Here is a 20,375-nt window from a genome sequence, read left to right as displayed (position 1 = left end):
GCGACTTGCTGGCCAATCAGACAAAAAAGGGCGGCTTCGCGAAAAAACGAGCCGCCCTTTGGTTCCATTGACCGTCTGATTTAGCTGCCGCTGTCTGTTTCCGAGTCGTCTTCACTCGCCTCTTCAACCGGAGCAGCCTCTTCGGCTGGCGCGGCTTCAGGAGCGGCAAAAGCGGCCTCGACATCCACTGTCTCTTCTGCACTCGCTTCTTCGGCTGCACGCTTTTCAGCGAGCCATGCTTCAGCTTCGGCCTCTTGCGCAGCTTCGGCGGCGGCTTTTTCGTTTGCCGCACGTTCAGCGCGCAGTTCTTCGATCAGCTTATCCTTGTCAGACCGCGTATCGATCGCCGCTTCATCAACAACGGGCGCTTCTTCAGTGACGCCTGCGCGCTTGGCCGCCTTGGCAACCACAGCGTCCAATTCGCGCTGTGCACAAAGGCCAAGGGTCACTGGGTCTTTGGGCTGAATGTTCTGAATGTTCCAGTGCGACCGCTCACGAATGGCACCGATGGTGTTGCGCGTCGTACCAATCAGCTTGCCGATTTGGGCATCGGATACCTCAGGGTGGTTGCGCAAGAGCCAGGCAATGCCATCAGGCTTATCCTGACGCTTGGACACAGGCGTATAGCGCGGCCCTTTGGTGCGGGTCACCTCAACCGGAGCCTTATGCATTTTCAGCGCATATTCCGCGTCTTCTTCGCCCAGCTTGATCTCTTGCAGCGTCAATTCGCCAGCGTGCACCGGATCACGGCCGGTGTATTTGCTGCCAGCAAGATCATCGGCCATGGCCTGCACTTCAAGGATGTGCAGCCCGCAGAACTCGGCGATCTGTTCAAACGCCAGACCGGTGTGATCGACCAGCCAAGTGGCCGTGGCATGCGGCATCAGCGGCTTTGGCTGTTCCTTTTGTGCCATTGGGGGAAATCTCCGTTAGAAATAATAAGGGCCGCCCCTTGCGGAGCGGCCATTGCACGACGTTAGATAGGCGAAGTCGGTCGGCGGGGCAAGGAAATGCTTTGCTTTGTCTGCTGGGAGGTCGCAGGATCAATCCATCGGCGCAAAGCCGGGCACCTGTTTAACGCGCTCAATCCACGCGCTGAGATTGCCAAGGACACCAAGTTCAAACCCTGCGTCACCCGCTAGGTGCGAATAGGCAAACAGGGTTATATCCGCGAGAGTTAGCGCCTCGCCGCAAAGGAATGGCCGATCTGCAAGCTCGCCGTCGAGCAACTCCAATGCCGCTTGTCCCGCTACGCGTCTAGCCGGGATTTGGGCCTGTTGCTCATCCGAGAGATTGGCCTCCCCCACAAAGCGCAACCAGAACCGCAACGTCGCAACGTTGGGCTCGTGCTGATATTGCTCGAAGAACATCCAGCGCAGCATATCGGCCTGGGCGAAGCGATCGTCTGGGATCAAGTCTGAGCCGGACGCGAGATACCAGCAAGCGGCGTTGCTTTCGGGCAGGAAGCGCGCGTTCTCGCTCTCTCCAATTTGCAATACCGGAATCCGACCGTTTGAATTGACGTTTTCGAGGAATTCAGGCGTGCGCGTCTCGCCATTGAGAATGTCGTATTGTCGCGTCTCGAGCGGCAGGCCCAATAAGGCTGTGGTCAGCTTGATCTTGTAGCAATTGCCGCTCTTTGGGTCTTCGTGCAGCAAGAGACGAGGCAAAGCGTCCTCCTGCACCTCATCGGCAAGCGACTCAAATGCGGCGAAGGAGCGGAAGCTGCCAACGCGGGTGGGAAAGCGAAGAAGCCGCGGCTGTCCAACGGCGAGACCAGCACGCGATGACACATCATAGGGCTGCGAGAGGGTGGAATTGGGATCGCTCGGCCAGAGGCAGTGGCAACCCCAAAGCTTCTCGCCCTCCGCGCCCTTCCATTCATCGCCGCGCGAGGCGGATCCGCGATAGACGAGCGCCATGTCCTCCCAACGCTCGGCCGCACGTCCCTTACGGATTTCGACAAAAGCATAGTCGCCCGTGATTTGCAGGACCGGGTAGCTCAAGGCGCGACCTCCAGCATGATCTTGCCGATATGCGCGCTCGATTCCATCCTTGCATGCGCCTCGGCGGCCCCAGCAAGCGGGAATGTCTGGTCCATGACTGGGGACAGCTCGCCGCTTGTGAACAGCGGCCAGGCATTGTCTGCGATCTCGTCAGCCAAGGCAGCCTTGAAGGCGTCAGAGCGCGGACGCAGAGTTGATCCTGTTAACGTCAGGCGCCGCATCATCACCATAGGAATGAATATTTCCGCCTTGGCACCGCCAAGCACGGCGATAGTCACATGGCGACCATCTTCGGCAAGGCACTGGAGATTTCGCGGAACATAATCACCCGAGACCATATCGAGCACGATGTCGACGCCCTTGCCCCCGGTGTGCTCTCGAACGGCTTCGACGAAATCCGCCTCGCGGTAATTGATCGCAATATCTGCACCCAGTCCGCGAGCCGCCTCACACTTGGCCTCATCACCGCAAGTCGTGATCACATTGAGGTCAAAGGCTTTCGCCAGCATGATCGCCATCGTGCCAATACCGCTGGTGCCGCCGTGAACGAGCAACGTCTCGCCATCGCGCGCGCAGCCACGCTCAAACACATTGTGCCACACGGTGAACAGCGTCTCAGGCAATGCCGCCGCATGCTTCAAATCCATGCCATCAGGAACGGGCAAGCAATGTTGCCAGGGGGCGGTGCAATATTCGGCATAGCCTCCGCCAGGTGTGAGAGCCGCAACCACACTTCCCAGCATTTCACGAGGGACATCGCCGCCTACTCCAACCACTTCGCCGGCCACTTCGAGACCCAGAATGGGCGAAGCGCCCGGAGGGGCTGGATAATTGCCGGCGCGTTGAATGCAATCGGGACGATTAACCCCCGCATAGGCGACCTTGATGAGAACGTCGCCAGAACCAATCTGAGGGAGCGGGGCCTCCTCGACGCGCAACACATCAGGCCCTCCCGGTTGCTCAAAACCAATGGCCTGCATCGTCTCTGGCAATTCCGGCATATGTGCCCCCACCCTTTGCAAATCTGAAGGTCGCCATGGTTGCACCACCCCATGGTACAAATGCGCCACCTTCAATCAAACAGCGCAAATACCCAGCATCCGCATTGACAGCAAGCCGATGCAGAAGCGATGATCGCTTTCAATGGATGAAGAAGACCTTCCCCGGGCCAAAGGAGACGCTGCACACAAGCTGGCAGCGGAGGATCTCGCACCTTATAGCCAAGACGAGCTGGCTGCGCGCATCGCCCTTCTCCAAGCAGAAATTGCCCGCGTTCAGGAGCATAGCGACAAAGCCGCAAAACACCGAGCTGCGGCAGATGCACTTTTTAAGAGTTCGGGCTCATGATCACAGTTATGCCCGCGTCGGGTTTCGCACATAATTGGAGTCGCATTTACCAAAATGCCCCCCATATTGCGTTAAACACTATTTGCCCCACCCCGCTTTCACCCCAATAGGGACTGTAAATGCCTAGCTTTGCTCAGAATTTAGAACGCACCCTTCACAACGCGCTCACACACGCGTCAGAGCGTCGGCATGAATATGCGACCTTGGAGCATTTGCTGCTCGCGCTGATCGATGATGAAGATGGCGCGGCGGTGATGGGCGCTTGCGGGGTGGACTTGGCTGAACTTGGCGAGGTGGTGAAGCAATATCTCGATCAAGAGTATCAGTCGCTCAAAACCGAGGAAGACGCCGATCCGCAGCCAACCGCCGGTTTCCAACGGGTGATCCAGCGCGCCATTTTGCACGTGCAATCTTCCGGCAAAGATACGGTTACGGGCGCGAATGTGCTGGTCGCGTTGTTTTCTGAGCGCGATTCTTATGCGGTCTATTTCCTCCAACAGCAGGATATGAGCCGTCTCGATGCGGTTAGCTACATCAGCCATGGCATTGGCAAAGGTGGACGCCAGATCGAATCGAGCAATGCGGGTGGCGGCGAAGAAAGCGCGCCAAACGATACCGAAGCGGCCAAGGATGGCGGCAATAAGAAAGAAACCGCGCTCGACCAGTTTACGGTCAACCTCAACAAGAAGGCGGAAGACGGCAAAGTCGATCCGCTGATTGGTCGCGGACCAGAAGTAGACCGTACGGTTCAAATCCTGTGCCGCCGTTCGAAAAACAATCCGCTTTATGTCGGTGACCCCGGCGTTGGTAAGACCGCCATCGCCGAAGGTCTTGCGCGCAAGATTGTCGAAGGTGATGTGCCTGAGGTACTTGAGCCTGCGGTGATTTACTCGCTCGATATGGGCGCATTGCTTGCAGGCACGCGCTATCGCGGCGATTTTGAAGAGCGCTTGAAGCAGGTCGTAACCGAGCTTGAAGCGATGCCGCATGCGATCCTCTTTATCGACGAAATTCACACCGTTATCGGCGCTGGCGCGACCAGTGGCGGGGCGATGGATGCCTCCAATTTGCTCAAACCTGCGCTTTCTGGCGGGACGATCCGCTGCGTCGGTTCGACCACATACAAAGAATTCCGCAATCACTTCGAGAAAGACCGTGCGCTGCTGCGCCGCTTCCAGAAGATCGACGTGAATGAGCCGACGATTGAGGACACAATCAAAATCCTCAAAGGTCTGCGCACGGCGTTCGAAGATCACCACAAGGTGAAATACACGCCCGACGCGTTGAAAACTGCCGTTGAGCTTTCGGCACGCTATATCAACGACCGCAAATTGCCCGATAAGGCCATCGACGTGATCGACGAAGTCGGTGCGATGCAGATGCTGGTCCCGCCCAGCCGTCGGAAGAAGAAAATCACCGCGCGTGAGATTGAACAAGTCATTGCAACCATGGCCCGCATACCGCCGAAATCGGTCAGCAAGGACGATAAGAAAGCGCTCGAAAACCTCGACCGCGATCTGAAGCACGTTGTCTTTGGCCAGGATGAGGCGATTTCGCGCCTCGCGACCGCGATGAAGCTGTCGCGTGCTGGCCTTCGCGATCCGGACAAACCCATTGGTTCGTTCCTGTTCTCCGGCCCAACCGGGGTTGGTAAGACCGAGGTTGCACGCCAGCTCTCGTCCATCATGGGTATCGAGCTTAAGCGCTTCGACATGTCAGAATATATGGAGCGCCACTCGGTCAGCCGCCTGATCGGTGCGCCTCCGGGCTACGTCGGCTATGATCAAGGCGGTCTGCTCACCGATGCGGTGGATCAGAACCCGCACTGCGTGCTCCTCCTCGATGAGATTGAAAAAGCGCACCCAGACCTCTTCAATATCCTGCTTCAGGTCATGGATAATGGTCGCCTCACCGATCACCACGGCAAGACCGTCGACTTCCGCAATGTGGTGCTCATCATGACCACCAATGCGGGCGCGGCTGACATGGCGAAGAGCGGCATTGGCTTTGGCGATGTGTCAAAGGAAGACGCAGGGACCGAGGCCGTGAACAAAATGTTCACCCCCGAATTTCGCAACCGCCTGGATGCAATTGTGCCGTTCGCCTACCTCGGCAAGAGCACAGTTGCCCGCGTGGTCGACAAATTCATCCTCGAGCTCGAACTGCAGCTGGCTGAGCAGAACGTCCACATCCAGTTTGATAGCGATGCCCGCGCCTGGCTGGCCGATAAAGGCTATGATCGCCTCTATGGTGCGCGTCCAATGGGGCGTCTCATTCAGGATAAGATCAAACAACCGCTCGCCGAGGAGCTTCTGTTTGGTAAGCTAGCTGATGGTGGCGAGGTTTCGGTGACGATGAAGGACGGCAAACCCGCCTTTGAACTCACCCCTGCTGCACCCAAGGCAAAACCGAAGCCCAAGCGCAAACCGGCCGCGAAAAAGGCGCCTCCACCCAAGAAGGATGATCCGAAGCCGGAAGCATCGGACTCTGACACTGATAGCGACAAAGAAAGCTAGTCTACAGCGCTAGACAAGACCCGAAATATCGGCATTGATCGGCTCCAGATTTCCATCTCTGGAGCCGTTTATGTTTGCACGCAGTTTTGCCCTTAAGGCTATTCTCTCCGCGAGCGCCCTTGCGCTGACCACACCGCTAGCAGCGGATGACAGCAGCGATGGTGTTTCGGCTCCTGAGCAGCACTTCACCGGAGATGATATCTTCGGCCTGTCCGTTGCAGCGGACCCGCAGATTAGCCCGGATGGCAGCAAGATCGCCTATGTCAGGCGTACCAACGACATCATGACAGACCGAGCGGTCTCGTCGATCTGGCTCATCGATGTGCGCAGCGGCGAAGAAACCCCGCTAGTGACGGGTGAAGGCACGCATGTGAGCCCGCGCTGGTCGCCGGACGGGGGTCGTCTCGCCTATGTTTCAACCGAAAGCGGCGGCGGCCCGGAACTGCACGTACGCTGGATGGGCACGGGTGAAAGCGCCAATATCACCGCATTGGCAGAAGGGCCGGGCGGCATTCAGTGGTCACCTGATGGCACGCAGATCGCCTACACGGCGCGTGTTCCCGGCAAAGGTCTGACCCTTGGCGCAGCTCCCGCGAAGCCTGAAGGCGCGGAGTGGGGCAAGCCTATCCAAGTGATCGACCGACTGGTCTATCGCCGCGATGGCGGGTCTTATGTGAAGCCGGGCACGACACAACTATTCGTCGTTAGCGCAAAGGGCGGCGCACCGCGTCAGCTCACCTTTGGCGAATATTCCAACGGCGGCGCGGTCGAGTGGTCTCCGGATGGCTCAAAGCTCTATTTCTCCGCCAATCGCAAAGAGGATTGGGAGCTCGAAATCTTCGGCAGCGAGATTTACGCGCTTAATATCGCAAGCGGCGATATCACAGCCCTGACCACGCGCGATGGCCCCGACGGCGGCGCACAGGTCTCCCCTGATGGTTCCCAAATCGCCTATTTGGGTTTCGACGATCTAGGCAATGCCTTCGATCAGACCAATCTCTACGTTATGAACTCCGATGGCAGCGGTTCGCGCCAGCTGGTGCCCGGTTTTGACCGCGGCTTTGACGGGATCGAATGGAATGATGCGGGACTCTTTGCGAGTTATGAGGATGACGGAGAGCATCGCGTTGCGCGGATTGGTCTAAATGCGGCCGCGCCCGATCCCTTGGATGCGCGCGTCGGCAGCGGGTATTACGCGCTTCCTTACACCGGCGGCCAATGGTCAGTGAGCGACAACGGCTCGCTCGCCTTTACCACACAGAGTTCGGTCGCGCCGCCTGATGTTGGGGTCCAAACGCGCCGCGGCATCCGCACTCTGACATCGCTCAACGCCGTCAGCCTTGCAGGCAAGGAAATGGGTGAAACGCGCGAGCTCTCTGTCACCATGGATGATGGCACGGTGATCCCTGCATGGATCATGCTCCCGCCAGGATATGAGGCCGGCGACACAGTCCCTGCCATCCTCGAGATGCACGGGGGTCCCTATGCAGCCTATGGCCCTGAATTCTCGGTCGATTATCAACTCTATGGCGCGGCGGGCTACGCTGTTGTCTTTGCCAATCCGGGCGGTTCGACCGGCTATGGCGAGGCATTTGCGGACCGGATTGAAGACAATTACCCAATCAGCAACGTCCCTGAGTTGATGGCCGTCGTCGATGCAGCGGTCGCGCAAGGCTTCGCCGATCAGGAGAACCTGTTTGTCACGGGCGGGTCTGGCGGCGGTATCCTCACCGCTTACGTGGTCGGCAAGACTGACCGGTTCAATGCAGCCGCCGTGCACAAACCCGTCATCAACTGGGTGAGCCAGGGCCTCATGTCCGACCTTCCCACCCTTATCCCGCGCTATTGGCTGGGCGGCCTCCCGTGGGAGAAGCCTGAGGAATATTGGGAGCGTGGCCCGTTGAGCAATATGGCCAATGTGACCACGCCAACGCTGGTTCTTGTCGGCGCGGATGATTATCGCACTCCTCGAAGCGAAGCCGAACAATTCTACGCCGCCCTCAAGCTGGTGGGCGTGGACACCGCGCTCGTGGTGACGCCCGATTCCAGCCACAACAACCTCAGCCAAAGCCCCAGCCAGCAGGCTGCACGCACGGCGAGTGTGATTGCGTGGTTCGATAAATATCGGACGGACAAAGAGGCTGAGTAATCGGAACCTCGGGGTGCTCTTGGTGGTATAACATCCTATGAGCGCGCCCTTTTCCTGGATTAATCCGCACCCTTGGGGCGTTGAAGTCGTCCCAGCGGGTGTCTGGATTGACCCTTCGCGCGCCGTCGACAAGGCGCTGGTCACCCATGGACACGCTGATCATGCGCGAGGGGGGCATGGCGAGACAATCGCCACGCCCGAAACGCTTGCGATTATGGAACTGCGCTACAATACACGCGCGGGCGCGGCTCCCGTGGCCTATGGCGAGACGGTCAGGCTTCCTGGCGACGTAGATGCGACATTTGTGCCTGCTGGCCATGTCTTGGGCTCCGCGCAAATCCTGCTCGAGCATGCAGGCGAGCGGGTGGTGATCACCGGCGACTATAAACGCCGCCCAGACCCAACATGCACGCCCTTTGAAGTCATACCTTGCGATGTCTTCATTACGGAGGCGACGTTTGGACTACCTGTCTTTACCCATCCACCGATTGAGGATGAGATGGCAAAGCTGCTCTCTGCACTCGATTCGACTCCCGAGGCCAGCGTGCTGGTGGGCGCCTATGCGCTAGGCAAAGCGCAGCGTGTTATCGCAGAGCTGCGAGCGGCAGGGCATGAAGCCCCGATCTATCTGCACGGCGCTATGGAGAAAATGTGCAGGCTTTATGAGGAGCACGGCGTGCATCTGGGTGAGCTTCGCCTCGTCGCAGACCATACCAAGGAGGAGATGCAAGGCGCGATCATTATCGCACCCCCCTCGGCACTTAATGATAGGTGGTCGCGCCGCCTGCCTTCGCCGATCACAGCTATGGCCAGCGGATGGATGCGCGTGCGCGGCAGAGCGCGTCAGCGGGGAGTCGAACTGCCGTTGATCATTTCAGACCATGCTGATTGGAATGAGCTCACCGAGACGATCGCAGATGTGAACCCGGCCGAAACATGGATCACCCACGGGCGCGAGGAAGCGCTGCTGCGATGGTGCGAGCTTAACCAACGCCGCGCGCGAGCATTGGCGCTGGTGGGGCGGGAGGAAGAGGATGATTGATCGCTCCTCTTCCTGCCCAATACCCTTAAAGAGCCGAAAGCTCAGTTTTGATCTTCTCGATCGTTTCGTCTGTGATTTGCCCGTTCGACATCGGTTGAACTTGCGCAAGGGTCATGCCCTTGAACTGGCCATAGAATGGGTGCTGATCCAGTGGACCCAAATGCTTGATAACGATCGCTTTGGTTGCTTCGTTGGCCATCAATGCTTCAATCGAGCTGTCGATCGTCAAAGAGGCCTTCTCGCCTTCCTCAGCAAGGGCAGGGGTCGCAGAAAGGGCCAAAACAGGGGCAATCGCCAAGGCGGCGGCGTGAAGCATTTTCATCGTGGTGGGTTCCTCAAAAAGTGGATGCAGAAAGGTGACTTGGCACAATCCTTTAGGATTTGCACCTTTCCTCACGATGAAGCGGGGCGTTCTACGGTGTGAAGGCCTTCGCGACCCTTCTCGACACGCTGGTCTACACGACCAGCCGCAACCGCAAGCTTGCTTTGATCGCGGAGTATTTGCGCACGACCCCTGACCCGGATCGCGGCTGGGCTTTGGGCGCGTTGACGGGCGAGCTTGATTTTCCCGGAGTGAAATCCTCTACCATTCGCAATCTGATGAAGGACCGGATTGACCCACTTTTATGGAGTCTGAGTCGGGACTTTGTCGGCGACACCGCCGAAACCGCCAGCCTCTTGTGGCCCGGGGATGGCGTCCCTGACGAAGACCCGCCCAGCGTCAGCGAAGCGGTTGAGTTTCTCGCACACCTTAATCGAAGTACAGCGTTGAAAGAATTGCCCAAGCTGCTCAATCGCCTTGATGCAAACGGTCGCTTTGCGCTGATCAAGCTTGCCACAGGGGGCATGCGTATCGGGGTTTCGGCACGGCTGGCGAAGACTGCCTTTGCGCAGACCTTCGACGTCAGCGTCGATGAAGTCGAAGAATACTGGCATGCGCTTGAGCCGCCCTATGCGGAGCTCTTTGCATGGGCTGCAGATGGCGCGGACCCGCCCGATGTATCCAATCGTCCGATGTTCCGCCCCTTTATGTTGGCCCATCCGCTCGAGGAAACCAAAGTCGACCTCAGGGACTATGCGGCAGAATGGAAATGGGACGGCATTCGCGTGCAGTTGGTGCGGGTCGCTGGCGAAACACGCCTCTATTCGCGGTCCGGGGATGATATCTCGGCAACTTTTCCGGAACTGCTCGATGTGTTGCCGATAGACGCCGTGCTCGATGGGGAGCTTTTGGTACGGGGCGAAACTCAGGGCGGAGAGGCGGGCGGGGCTGCAAGCTTCAACGCGCTCCAGCAGCGATTGGGCCGCAAGACGGTGTCGAAAAAGATGCTGGCCGAATCACCAGCCTTTGTCCGGCTTTATGATACGCTGATCCTCAAGGGCGAAGACCTTCGTGAAAGCGCGTGGGAGGCACGGCGGGAATCATTGGAAGCACTCGTTCCCGATCTGCCGTCATCACATTTCGACATTTCGGCGCTCGTCGAAGCGCGCGATTTTGATCATCTGGCTGAGATCCGCGAAGGCGCGCGCGATGACGCGATCGAAGGCCTGATGCTGAAGCGGCGCGACGCACCCTATATCGCGGGGCGTAAGGTGGGCCTTTGGTACAAATGGAAGCGCGATCCGCTGCTGATCGATTGCGTGCTGATGTACGCCCAGCGCGGGTCCGGAAAGCGATCAAGCTTCTATTCCGACTACACTTTTGGATGTTGGGATGGCGACCCGGACGATGGGGCCGAGCTTCTCCCGGTGGGCAAAGCCTATTCCGGCTTCACCGATGCAGAACTCAGAAAGCTCGATAAGCTGGTGCGCCAGACCACTCTCAACCGGTTTGGCCCCGTGCGCGAGGTCGAGCGCACGCTGGTGTTCGAGGTCGCATTCGACAGCGTGCATTCCTCCAAGCGGCACAAGTCTGGCCTCGCCATGCGTTTCCCACGCATTCACCGAATCCGCTGGGATAAACCGGTGCATGAGGCAGATCGGATCGAGGCGCTGCGCTCGCTCGTGCGAGAATAAGTTGCAACTGAAAACTTAATCGCTACCTATCCCCTCAAAGAGGAGGAATTCCAATGACATTACACGACGCTTCCATCGCAGTTTATCGTGCACGCCTCAACATCATGTCGGGCCTTTTGGCCAAGGCTGAAAACCATCCCAAGGGCGATGCTCTGCTTGGTGTGAGACTGAGCGAAGACATGCTTCCGCTAGCCACGCAAGTCCGCTTTGTCGCCAATTTGCCGGGAGAAGCTCTGCCCCGACTGACGGACCGCAGCTTCACTTCGCGGGAAGAAGAAGACGATCCAAAGACGCTTGCCGATGCCAAGGCGATGATTGCGGAGACAGCCGCGCTGCTCGACGAGATCAGCGCCGATGAGCTGGTCGCGCCCGAAGAGATGCTCATGATAGAGATCCCCAACGGGATGCAGTTTACCATGAGCGCAGAAAACTACGTCCGTGATTGGTCGCTGGTGAACTTCTATTTCCACCTGACGACAGCCTATGCGATTCTGCGCTCAGAGGGTCTCGAAATCGGCAAGATCGACTTTATGCCGCATATGATGCCCTATGTGACGCGCGGGCCCAGTCAGGCCGCTTAATCGTTGGGCTTCACAGACGTCACAAAGCTCATCTTGTTGCCATCAGGATCGCGGGCGTAGCCTCCGTAGAATTCGGGGCCATACATCGGCCGCGGCCCTGGTGCGCCTTCATCGCTGCCCCCGTTGGCAAGCGCTGACGCATGCGCCGCGTCCACCGCTTCGGGTGTCGCTGCGAAGAAGCCGGCGGTGTGGCCATTGCCGCACGCCGCCGCTTCGCCATTTTGCGGCTTTGTCACCCATACCATAAAGCCATCGGGGAATTTGTACGCGAAGGTCATGCCCTCGTACTCGGCTTCAAGCTTCGCCCCCAGCGCATCCATGACTGGGTCATAATAACTGCGCGATGTCTGCAGATCGTTGGAACCCAATGTGATGTAGTTGAACGTCATCCTTGATCTCCCTTTCGGCCTATCGCCTCATTCACGGCTTGGGCGTGATGCTTGGCGTTCTCTGCATAATGGGCAACCCCGATGCGCATACCGGCAATTGCTGCGTCGTTGAGCTCTTTCAGCTTCTTTGCCGGGCGGCCTGCCCAAAGCTCACGCTCGCCCATCACTTTGCGTTCGGTCAACATAGCACCCGCACCCAGCATGGCATCTGACCCAATCACCGACTTGTTCATAGCAATCGCGCCAAGCCCGACAAAGCCTCGGTCGTGAATGGTGCAACCGTGGACCATCGCCATGTGCCCAATCAGCACATCATCGCCGATGATAAGCGGGGAGCCTTCCTCATCCCCGGGCCGCGGCGGATCGCAGTGCAGAACGGAGCCATCTTGGACATTGGTGCGCTCACCAATCCGGATTTTGTAGACGTCAGCGCGAAGGACGCAATTGTACCAGATCGAAGAACCTGCTCCGATCTCAACATCGCCAATGATCGTGCATCCCGGAGCTATAAAGGCGGTTTCGTGGATTTTGGGCGTTTTGCCGTGGATCGGCACGATGTTTACACCGGGGTAGTTGGTCATTGCGCACTCTCCCATTTGGCTTTTGTGAGCGAGTATTGGATCAATGGCTCACCGTCCACGAAATCGAGATCCTCTCGCCTCTCCATACCCAGCTTCTCCATCAGCTTCCAACTGCCGATATTGGGCGGGTTAGTGATCGCAACAACATGCTGTGCATCCACCCCCTTCTTATTTTCAGGGCCAAAGGCCCATTTGAGCACCGTGACCATCGCCTCATGCGCATATCCTCGGCGCCAGCGATCTTCACGGATAAGCCAGCCTATTTCGTGGTCGCCCTGATTGGGGGCATTGGGATTATCAACCTGCTTGATCCCCGAATGGCCGACAAGGTCGCCGGTCGCTTTTTCGATCAGCATGAGAAACGAATATCCCTCGCGTGCATGCAGCTGCATCACTTTCGCGTGCTTTGCCTCGATCTCATGCAGTTCTTTCACCCCGCCAAGATGCTCCATAACGATGGGTGTGTTCAGCACGCGGTGCTGAAGCGCCGCATCGCTTTCAACGACGGTTCGCAAGATCAGCCGCTCTGTCTCAAGGACAATGTCGCCCATGTTCTCAGCCTGCGAGGGTCGCGCGGTGCGCTTCCCAAGCCTCGCGCGTGATAGAATAAACGATGACCATGCCGTAATCTTGCGCCCAAAAAGTCTCGGGAAAATCGAGATCTGGCCTGCGCTCCATACCCAAACGATGCATTAGGCCCCAGCTCCCGGTGTTACCCTCGACCGTCATTGCAATGGTTTCCTCCGCGCCAAATCGATCGAAGGAAAGGTCCAGCGTCGCGATGGCCGCTTCCTTTGCATAGCCCTTGCCCCATGCGTCTTCGCGAAGCCTCCATCCAGCCTCCATCATGCCAAAGGGACCATTCTTATCGGTGCAGCGCTTGAGACCGCAAAAGCCGAGGATCGCGCCATCCTCTTTGCGCTCAATCGGCCAAAAGGTGTGGCCGTAGTCGCGATGATAACTTTCGAGCCGGGCTTGTGCGCCTTTCCGCGTTTCTTCATCCGCAAGCCCGCCCAGCCATTTCATGACAACCGGTGTGTTGGTGCCCTCCCAAAACGGCGCCCAGTCCTCTTCGCGCCAATCGCGAAGGATAAGCCGTTCGGTTTCGTGATGGAATTCAGCCATTGAGGAGGCGTGCCGCGAGCGGCGCATGATAGGTCAGCACGCCCGATGCACCTGCGCGCTTGAATGCCAGCAGTGTCTCGAGCACCAATGCGTCGCGATCGCCAGCACCCGCCGCAGCGGCGGCCTCGATCATCGCGTACTCGCCAGACACTTGGTAGGCGAAGGTCGGCACGCCGAGAGATTCTTTCACAAGGCGGACGATATCAAGATAGGCAAGACCGGGTTTCACCATCACACTGTCTGCGCCCTCTGCGATATCAAGCTCAACTTCGCGCAAGGCCTCATCACCATTGGCCGGGTCCATCTGATAGGTCTTCTTGTCACCTTTGAGCAGGCCGCCCGAGCCCACGGCATCGCGGAACGGACCGTAGAAGGCGGAGGCATATTTCGCGGCGTAGCTCATAATCTGGATGTTCGGGTGCCCATTCATTTCCAAGGCCATCCGAATGGCGTGCACACGGCCATCCATCATGTCAGAGGGCGCAATGATGTCCGCTCCGGCCTCGGCCTGGTTCAGCGCTTGATCTACCAGCACCGCAACCGTGTCATCATTGGTGACATACCCATTCTTATCGAGCAGCCCATCCTGCCCATGGCTGGTGTAGGGATCGAGCGCGACGTCGGTCAGTATACCAAGGTCGTCGCCGCATGCGTCTTTGATGGCGCGGATGGCGCGGCACATGAGATTGTCTGGATTGTGCGCTTCGGCCCCGTCTTCAGATCGGCGATCAGACTGGGTGTTTGGAAAGAGTGCGACCACTGGAATTCCCAGCGCGACCGCCTCGTTCGCCTGTTTAACTATGCCATCGACCGACCAACGTGAGACACCGGGAAGCGAGCCGATGGGCTCTTCGACACCCTCTCCTTCGGTCACAAACATCGGCCAGATAAGGTCAGCAGGTGTGACCAAGTTCTCGCGGTAAAGCGCGCGGCTCCAGCCGGAGGCGCGGGTCCGACGAAGGCGGGTGTTGGGATAGCTGGCTGTCATAGGCCAGTTTGTTGCCCGAAATTGCCAGCGCAATCAACGCATGTTGCCAGGGCCTTATGTCAACCAGAAACGGCTCTACATCGAAGTTGCAGCGATTCTTTCGATCTCGCGTGAGGGTTCTTCGACTTCGCTCGGCAGCTGCTCGAGATCTTCAAGGGCGGCACCAGGTTCGATTTGCCGCAGTTCGATCAGGCGACGGCGAAAATCAATAAGCTCAGTCCCCTCAAGGACCGCCCGTGTGACATAGTTTACGCTCGACGGATTGATGTGACGACCATTGCGGTACATCTCATAGTGCAGGTGCGGCCCCGTCGAGAGGCCGGTTGAACCGACATAGCCGATGACCTGCCCACGCTTAACCTGTTGTCCGCGGCGGACTGCCATGCGGCTCATATGACAATAGCGCGTGTCGAGCCCGCCCCCATGTCGCAGGCGAACAGCGATTCCGCAGCCGCCAGCGCGACCGGCGGAGACCACTTGCCCGTCAGTCACCGCGGCAATTGGTGTGCCGTGACGAGCGCGGAAGTCGAGCCCTGGGTGCATTCGCCTAATTCCGAGGATCGGGTGGCGACGCATGCCATAGACCGAGGAAACTGGCCCCGGCACGGGTGCAACCAGCCCTTTGCGTTGCTCACCGACGCCAGATGCTTCGAAGAATTGGCCATCTTCGCCCCAGCGCATCAATTGAGTCTTGGGCTCACCCTCACGATCAATACCCGCATAGAGTAAATTGCCTGCTTGGCGTTCTCCTGTCGCCGCGCGGCGATAGGCGATAATGATATCAAACTCGTCCGACGAGCGAACTTCGCGATCAAGCTCGATCTGGTCATCCAGAGTGCGCAGATAATCCTGTACCGCACTCGCTGGCACGCCTGCGGCCCGCATGGAACGATAGAGGCTCGAGCCAACTGGTCCACGGACACGCAAAGGCGTGTCATCGACACGGATTACATTGCGCGCGAGTGAAAGCGTTCCGGGCTCTCCGGTTTCGATTTCCGCGCTGTTACGCTCAATTTCTAACTCAAGGTCAAAGCGCGCACGAAATGCCAGTGCATCTAGGGGGCGTGGTGCGCCCTCTTCGGTCCGTCTGCCGAGCACAATGTCCATCTTGGTACCGGGTTCGATCTCTGACAGAGGCATGGCATCACCGATCAAAGCGCTCACGCGGCCAATATCAGTTGCCGACACTCCGGCGCGGCGCAACATAGTGGAGAAACTGTCACCCTTGGCCAACGTCACCACCAGTTCGATCTGCGGGCGCTCTGGTGCGCTGGCGAGCGGGATAACCGCTGCAGTCGGCCCCATGCGCCTGCCGCTGTCGGCACCAAGGGCCAAGGGCATGATCATCTGGCTACGAAATTCATCGCGAATGTCTTCGCCTTCGGGAATCGCAGCGCGCGCTTCCAATGGCGTAAGGCTTGGCCAAAAGGCGAACGCGATGGCTCCCAATGCGACCATGGTGCCAAGCCCGCGAAACCAACGGCGGCTGCCGATGTTCTCTGCAAGGTCAGGAGCGAGGTCCAGGCCAGAGAGTCTCTCACTAACGCCCAGCTTCCATTCGTCACAGCGCGCGCGCCAGCCTTGAACCCGAGCGAGCACCTGCCGCTTGACTTTGCGACTGCCGGTTGGCGGTGCGACTTTCATTGAATTGGCTAGGATGGGAGCAAAACTGCGCACGGTCTCTCCATCCATCTCGCCTTCAGCGACATCGTCAGCAGGGATCAGCGCAGCGTCAGGGGCTCGCAGCTCGTCAAAGCGCGGTTCTTCGCCCAAAGGGCTGGGGGAAATTTCACCAGTGTTTTCCAAACCCGTTTGTCCCAATCCAGTCTACCCACTGCATCCAGTTCGCCTTCGTTGTCTTTCGAATGGTCGAACTGCCGCACTCCTTTCATGGCGAAACATGGTAAATGTAAACTTAACACGCGGCCAAAAGAGTCGAAGGCGCGATAAGGTGTTTTCCTTATAAGGTAAGCATTCAATCGGGTGTTTCGCACGAATAAGCCATTGCCCAGGCCGACTCTGTTTGACACAGCACCCAACGTGACGTCTCAGATCCCTCATCGCCCTGTCAGCGATAGCCGTGTGCGCGCTGTTCTTGGGCCTACCAACACTGGCAAGACGCATCTTGCGATAGAGAGGATGTGCGCGCATTCGAGTGGCATGATGGGCTTTCCCTTGCGATTGCTCGCGCGTGAGGTCTATGACCGCGTGCGTGCGATCAAAGGGGATAAAGCGGTCGCCCTGATCACGGGCGAGCAACGAATTGAACCGCCCGAAGCGCGGTATTTCTGCTGCACGATGGAAGCAATGGATCGGCTGGGAATGGGTGCGAACGGCCCCCACGCCTTCATTGCGATAGACGAAGCGCAGATCGGCGCGGATCCTGAACGCGGGCACATCTTTACGGACCGGTTGATGCATGCACGGGGCCGCGAAGAGACGATGATCCTTGGCTCGGCAACGCTCGAGCCGATTGTCAGAAAGCTGATCCCCCGCGCCGAGATGGTCGAGCGCCCGCGCTTCTCGACGCTGAGCCACGCTGGCGAATGCAAACTGTCTCGGCTGCCGCCACGTAGCGCGGTGGTCGCCTTTTCAACCGAGCAAGTGTACGCCATGGCCGAAGCTCTAAGACGTTTTCGGGGCGGAGCCGCTGTCGTCATGGGAGCACTTTCGCCGGAGACGCGTAACAAGCAGGTCGAACTCTTCCAGAATGGCGAGGTTGATTACATCGTCGCCACCGATGCGATTGGGATGGGCCTCAATCTCGACCTGCACCATGTCGCCTTTGCGGCCCTCACCAAGTTTGATGGGAAGCGCAAGCGCCGCCTCACTCCGTCCGAGATGGCGCAGATTGCGGGGCGCGCAGGGCGGCACCAGACCGATGGCAGCTTTGGCGTGCTCACGGGTGGTGGCAGCCGCTCGGGTGCACCGCTCGAATTTGCCGAAGAAGAGATCTACGCCATAGAGGAACACCAGTTCGCGCCACTCACCAAGCTGTATTGGCGCGAGGCCGAACCGCGATTTGATACGCTTGCTGTGCTGATCGGCGACCTGGAATCCAAGCCCCAAAATGAGGTTTTGCAGCCCGCTCCCGAAGCGATTGATCTCGCTGTGCTCAAACGACTTTCCGGCGAGCCGCTTGCCGACACCGTCAAAGGCCACGGCAGCGTACGCCGGTTTTGGGAGGCATGTTCGCTCCCTGATTTCCGCCAACTTGGGGTGGACCCCCATTCGCGCTTTGTCGCAAGGCTCTGGCAGGATTTGCGCGAAGGCTATCTTGGGGCTGATTTCGTGGCCGCTCGCATCGCAGAGCTAGACCGTACAGGCGGCGATATCGACACCCTGCAAGGAAGGATAGCCGCGATCCGATCCTGGGCCTATATCTGTCAACGGCCCGATTGGGTGCTTGCCCGAGACGAAATGGCGGCGCGCGCCAGAGGTGTGGAAGCGCGGCTTTCCGATGCGCTGCATGCTCGGCTAACAGAACGCTTTGTGAATCGAAGGACTACAATACTGATGAAATCGCTCGGACAAGATGGAGCATCACTGCCAGTCACTCTGGAGGCCGATGGCCGCGTCAGTGTGGAAGGAGAGACCATCGGTCGACTGGATGGCTTCCGATTCTCGGTTGACCCGCAAGCCGGATTGGCTGACCGCAAGATGTTGCTGGCGGCAGGCGAAAGGGCTCTGCCCAGCCTCTTGTCGCAGCGTGCCGAGCAGTTGCTGGCAGCAGGGCTTGATGACCTGATAATCGAAGGCGGCGCGATCCAGTGGCAGGGACGAGAACTGGCCAAGATCGAGATTCCGGATGATTTTGGAACGTCTCGCCTGATCTTCCCACGAGAGATCACCGCGATTCCGGATGCGGCGCGCGAGAAGCTCGAATCTGGTCTTGTCGGTTGGCTCGAAACCAAGCTTACGCCGCTTGAACCGCTTCGCAAATTATCAGAAGCCGCACGCGATCCGAGTGCAGGGAGCCAAGCGCGGGCCTTGTTGGTTACTCTGATTGATGCCCGCGGAGTGGTGGCGCGCGAAAAGGCTGGCCTGGAGCACCTCCCGAAAGAAATGCGCCCGTTCTTGCGCAAGCTTGGCGTGACTTTTGGCGCGCTGGACATCTTTGCGCGCGATCTTTTGAAGCCCGCGCCGCGACAATTGCTCCACGCACTGGGTCTGGATGACCGCCCCCTGCAAGAAGCGATGTTGCCGGTTCTTTCGGACAGCAAGGTAATCCCTGCGGGTTACCGGCTTGCAGGAAGTCAGGTGATCAGGGTCGATCTCGCTGAGAAAATTCTCCGCTCGGCTTTCGATACGCGTGCAAAAATGAGCGAGAAAACTGCACCGGTTAAGGCTGTGGAGACGGAAACGCCCACGGGGCAACCTACCGCGGATGCCAGAAAGGAAGCGGCTCCAGAAGTAGCAACTGCGGAGCCCATTCCTCAAAAAGCTGCGGCTGCACCCGAAGCGAAAGCCAAGCCCAAACCGAAGGCCAAGGCCGCGAATCCACGCAATGCGAAGTTTGCGCTCGATTTGTCCTTGCCTGTTTCCATCGGCCTTGAAGAAGACAATGCGCGCCGGCTCTTAGGCAGTGCGGGGTTCCGGGTTCAACGCGCAAAGGCGCTTGCGGAAGGCGCTCAAGGTCCCGTTTTGCCAGACAGCTGGACCTGGCGGCCTCGTCGCGCGGGTGAGCAGCGATCGGACAGACGCGGCGATCCGCGCAAGCAAGGTCGCAAAGGAAAGGGCAAGCCCAACGATCGGCAGGGTCACAAAGCCAAGGGGAAAGGCAAACCCCATGGTATCAAGCCTAAGCGCGGCGGAAAGCCCAACCGGCCCAAACCTGATTTTGGCCCGGCCCGCGCTGGCGGTGCCTTCGATAAATTGGCGGACCTGCTAGGCGGATGATTCGCTAATGGCAGACGGCGGCGCTGGGGCAGACACTCTGAGGCTCGACCGGTTGCTGGTTTACTTGCGATTTGCTCGTACACGCTCGGCAGCGCAAAAGATGATTGAGAAGCGCGCTTTGCGTCGCAATAGAAATCATGTGCGGCGGACCAGCGAGATGGTCGCTATTGGCGATGTGCTGACATTGGTTGTGGGCGATGATGTGCGCATTATCGAGATCACAGCTTTGCCGAAGAGGCGCGCATCGCCCGCTTTGGCAAAGTCCTTCTACAGCGAGCTTGATCGTGGCTCTGACCAGAGCCTTGACCATTAGGCCCACTTGCCACTAGCAGCGCGAAACTTGAAATTCCTGTCAAGCCTGCATCAGCTGTGCTCGACGAAGAGAAAGATGCTCTAATGACCTATGTCGTCACTGATGACTGCATCAAATGCAAATACACCGATTGCGTGGAAGTGTGTCCGGTGGATTGCTTTTACGAAGGCGAGAACATGCTGGTCATCAATCCAGCTGAGTGCATTGATTGCGGCGTGTGTGAGCCTGAATGCCCAGCGGAAGCGATCCTGCCAGACACCGAGGACGGTCTTGAAAAGTGGCTTGAGTTGAACACCAAGTTTTCGGCCGAGTGGCCCAATATTACCAGCCAGAAAGAACCGCCCGCAGACGCTGATGATCACAAGGGTGAAAAAGGCAAGTTTGAGAAGTACTTCAGCGAAGCCCCCGGTGAAGGTGACTAAC

Annotated in this window: 19 protein-coding genes; 9 read left to right on the top strand and 10 right to left on the bottom strand. The window is 58.4% G+C overall.

What is annotated here, in order from left to right; genetic code table 11:
* Positions 1-80: 80 nt before the first annotated feature.
* The 3 genes from Q0778_RS09865 to Q0778_RS09855 form a co-directional block, all read right to left on the bottom strand.
* Complete coding sequence (locus Q0778_RS09865) at positions 81-914, bottom strand: DUF1013 domain-containing protein (RefSeq protein WP_298306369.1); 834 nt, start codon at positions 912-914, stop codon at positions 81-83.
* A gap of 129 nt (positions 915-1,043) precedes the next feature.
* A complete protein-coding gene (locus tag Q0778_RS09860) occupies positions 1,044-2,006 on the bottom strand; it encodes a glutathione S-transferase (protein WP_366519536.1) in 963 nt (320 codons plus the stop codon).
* On the bottom strand, positions 2,003-3,007 hold the full coding sequence (locus Q0778_RS09855) for an NAD(P)H-quinone oxidoreductase (RefSeq protein WP_298335756.1): 1,005 nt from the start codon (positions 3,005-3,007) through the stop codon (positions 2,003-2,005). Before Q0778_RS09855 ends, Q0778_RS09860 begins: the two co-directional genes overlap by 4 nt.
* A gap of 142 nt (positions 3,008-3,149) precedes the next feature.
* Here Q0778_RS09855 and Q0778_RS09850 point away from each other — a divergent pair, with 142 nt between their 5' ends.
* From Q0778_RS09850 to Q0778_RS09835, 4 genes are all read left to right on the top strand, one after another.
* Positions 3,150-3,353, top strand: a complete 204-nt coding sequence (locus Q0778_RS09850) for a DUF1192 family protein (protein ID WP_298306374.1) — start codon at positions 3,150-3,152, stop codon at positions 3,351-3,353.
* A gap of 119 nt (positions 3,354-3,472) precedes the next feature.
* On the top strand, positions 3,473-5,869 hold the full coding sequence (clpA, locus tag Q0778_RS09845; RefSeq protein ID WP_298306377.1) for an ATP-dependent Clp protease ATP-binding subunit ClpA: 2,397 nt from the start codon (positions 3,473-3,475) through the stop codon (positions 5,867-5,869).
* A 70-nt stretch (positions 5,870-5,939) separates the two neighbouring features.
* On the top strand, positions 5,940-8,018 hold the full coding sequence (locus tag Q0778_RS09840; protein ID WP_298335754.1) for a S9 family peptidase: 2,079 nt from the start codon (positions 5,940-5,942) through the stop codon (positions 8,016-8,018).
* A 37-nt stretch (positions 8,019-8,055) separates the two neighbouring features.
* Positions 8,056-9,060: a ligase-associated DNA damage response exonuclease gene (locus tag Q0778_RS09835; RefSeq protein WP_298335752.1), complete on the top strand. Its 1,005-nt coding sequence runs from the start codon at positions 8,056-8,058 to the stop codon at positions 9,058-9,060.
* Positions 9,061-9,085: 25 nt separating this feature from the next.
* Here Q0778_RS09835 and Q0778_RS09830 read toward each other — a convergent pair whose 3' ends face one another.
* Positions 9,086-9,382, bottom strand: coding sequence for a hypothetical protein (locus Q0778_RS09830; RefSeq protein ID WP_298306387.1), 297 nt, complete (start codon positions 9,380-9,382; stop codon positions 9,086-9,088).
* Positions 9,383-9,480: 98 nt separating this feature from the next.
* Here Q0778_RS09830 and Q0778_RS09825 point away from each other — a divergent pair, with 98 nt between their 5' ends.
* Together Q0778_RS09825 and Q0778_RS09820 are read left to right on the top strand one after the other, a co-directional pair.
* A complete protein-coding gene (locus tag Q0778_RS09825) occupies positions 9,481-11,076 on the top strand; it encodes a cisplatin damage response ATP-dependent DNA ligase (protein WP_298335750.1) in 1,596 nt (531 codons plus the stop codon).
* Positions 11,077-11,129: 53 nt separating this feature from the next.
* The gene (locus tag Q0778_RS09820) at positions 11,130-11,657 is read left to right on the top strand and encodes a DUF1993 domain-containing protein (protein ID WP_298306393.1); all 528 of its coding nucleotides are present in this window, start codon (positions 11,130-11,132) and stop codon (positions 11,655-11,657) included.
* Here the strand turns inward: Q0778_RS09820 and Q0778_RS09815 are convergent.
* The 6 genes from Q0778_RS09815 to Q0778_RS09790 all read right to left on the bottom strand — a co-directional run bounded on the left by Q0778_RS09815 (position 11,654) and on the right by Q0778_RS09790 (position 16,546).
* The gene (locus tag Q0778_RS09815; RefSeq protein ID WP_298306395.1) at positions 11,654-12,046 is read right to left on the bottom strand and encodes a VOC family protein; all 393 of its coding nucleotides are present in this window, start codon (positions 12,044-12,046) and stop codon (positions 11,654-11,656) included. The genes Q0778_RS09820 and Q0778_RS09815 overlap by 4 nt on opposite strands.
* A complete protein-coding gene (locus Q0778_RS09810; protein WP_298306398.1) occupies positions 12,043-12,627 on the bottom strand; it encodes a gamma carbonic anhydrase family protein in 585 nt (194 codons plus the stop codon). The genes Q0778_RS09815 and Q0778_RS09810 overlap by 4 nt, the downstream gene beginning before the upstream one ends.
* Complete coding sequence (locus Q0778_RS09805; protein WP_298335748.1) at positions 12,624-13,178, bottom strand: GNAT family N-acetyltransferase; 555 nt, start codon at positions 13,176-13,178, stop codon at positions 12,624-12,626. The genes Q0778_RS09810 and Q0778_RS09805 overlap by 4 nt, the downstream gene beginning before the upstream one ends.
* 4 nt (positions 13,179-13,182) lie before the next feature.
* Positions 13,183-13,752, bottom strand: coding sequence for a GNAT family N-acetyltransferase (locus Q0778_RS09800; protein ID WP_298335746.1), 570 nt, complete (start codon positions 13,750-13,752; stop codon positions 13,183-13,185).
* Positions 13,745-14,740, bottom strand: a complete 996-nt coding sequence (hemB, locus tag Q0778_RS09795) for a porphobilinogen synthase (protein WP_298335745.1) — start codon at positions 14,738-14,740, stop codon at positions 13,745-13,747. The genes Q0778_RS09800 and hemB overlap by 8 nt, the downstream gene beginning before the upstream one ends.
* Positions 14,741-14,815: 75 nt before the next feature.
* Positions 14,816-16,546 carry a M23 family metallopeptidase gene (locus Q0778_RS09790; protein WP_298335742.1) on the bottom strand — a complete coding sequence of 577 codons (1,731 nt, stop codon included), beginning with the start codon at positions 16,544-16,546 and terminating at the stop codon, positions 14,816-14,818.
* A gap of 354 nt (positions 16,547-16,900) precedes the next feature.
* Here Q0778_RS09790 and Q0778_RS09785 point away from each other — a divergent pair, with 354 nt between their 5' ends.
* The 3 genes from Q0778_RS09785 (at position 16,901) to fdxA (ending at position 20,374) form a co-directional block, all read left to right on the top strand.
* Positions 16,901-19,639 carry a helicase-related protein gene (locus tag Q0778_RS09785; protein ID WP_298335740.1) on the top strand — a complete coding sequence of 913 codons (2,739 nt, stop codon included), beginning with the start codon at positions 16,901-16,903 and terminating at the stop codon, positions 19,637-19,639.
* A gap of 7 nt (positions 19,640-19,646) precedes the next feature.
* Positions 19,647-19,952 (top strand): S4 domain-containing protein, encoded by a 306-nt coding sequence (locus Q0778_RS09780; RefSeq protein WP_298306414.1) that lies wholly within the window; start codon positions 19,647-19,649, stop codon positions 19,950-19,952.
* Between the two features lie 83 nt (positions 19,953-20,035).
* Complete coding sequence (gene fdxA / locus Q0778_RS09775) at positions 20,036-20,374, top strand: ferredoxin FdxA (RefSeq protein ID WP_298306417.1); 339 nt, start codon at positions 20,036-20,038, stop codon at positions 20,372-20,374.
* Position 20,375 lies beyond the last annotated feature (1 nt).

The sequence above is a fragment of the uncultured Erythrobacter sp. genome (assembly GCF_947502395.1).
In the GTDB taxonomy this organism is placed as follows: Bacteria; Pseudomonadota; Alphaproteobacteria; order Sphingomonadales; family Sphingomonadaceae; genus Erythrobacter.
The sequence above is the reverse complement of the archived record's forward strand: the minus strand, read 5'-3'. Positions and strand labels throughout refer to the sequence as shown.